This is a genomic window from Streptomyces sp. NTH33 (assembly GCF_003236365.1).
In the GTDB taxonomy this organism is placed as follows: Bacteria; Actinomycetota; Actinomycetes; order Streptomycetales; family Streptomycetaceae; genus Streptomyces.
The window spans coordinates 1-894 of record NZ_POTZ01000993.1 but is presented as its reverse complement, the minus strand read 5'-3'; the positions used below and the strand labels follow the sequence as shown (position 1 = coordinate 894).

The window sequence follows — 894 nt, the reverse complement described above, 5'->3', positions numbered from 1 at the left end:
GACGACGGCTGCCACTGCCGCAAACCGCGCCCCGGCATGATCCTCTGGGCGGCCTCCATGTCGGCGCCGATGTCGCCGATGACGACGATGTCGCCGGGCGGGGTGCAGATGCGGCCGGCCGCCCAGAGGATCATGCCGGGGCGCGGTTTGCGGCAGTGGCAGCCGTCGTCGGGGCCGTGCGGGCAGACGGCCCACACGTCGAAGGGGCCCAGCAGCCGGTCGACGCGTTCGTTGACGCGGCGCACGTCGGCGGTGCTCAGCAGCCCGCGCGCCACCCCCGACTGGTTGGTGACGACACCGGCGCCGATGCCCTTCGCGCGCAGCAGTTCCAGTGCCTCGCGGGCGTCCTCGACCGGGCGGACCCGCTCGGGGTCGCCGTTGTAGGGGACGTCCTCCACGAGGGTGCCGTCGCGGTCGAACAGGACGGCCCTGACCGGGCTCGCCTTGACCGGGCTCGCCTTGACCGGGTGCGTCCGGACCGGGTTCATGCGGCCACCTCCCGCCAGGCGGGGGCGTTCCGGTGGCGCCACCGGCCGGTCAGCCAGTGCCAGGTGGCGGCGGGCGGGATGAGGACGCTGGTGACGGCCATGGTGGTCACCTCCTCCCGGGTGCGCGGTCCGGGGGTGATCCGCGCCCAGGCGAACTCCGCGGTGCCCGCCGCCCAGCCGAGCCCGGCCACGGCGGCGGCACGGGGCCGGCCGGCCGCGGCGAGCGCGCAGGCCGCGGCGCCGGCGGCGGTGACGGCGAGGTGGGAGCGGATCCGGCCGCGCGGGGCCACCGCCTTCCGCCACCAGTCGGGGCCGTGCAGGCGCAGCATGAGCGCGTCGTCGGCGTTGCCCCGCTGGGCGCGCAGCGACACCCAGCGGTCGGCGGGGCGGCTCCTTGGCGCACTCC

1 protein-coding gene and 1 pseudogene are annotated in these 894 nt (G+C 77.1%); both read right to left on the bottom strand.

Annotated elements, in window-relative coordinates:
• The coding region (locus C1I97_RS38035; RefSeq protein WP_111007384.1) for a D-glycero-alpha-D-manno-heptose-1,7-bisphosphate 7-phosphatase at positions 1 to 488 on the bottom strand (488 nt) is incomplete at its 3' end.
• Positions 485 to 894: pseudogene (locus C1I97_RS38030) on the bottom strand (transferase); the annotation flags it as partial. The gene C1I97_RS38035 and the pseudogene C1I97_RS38030, both read right to left, overlap by 4 nt.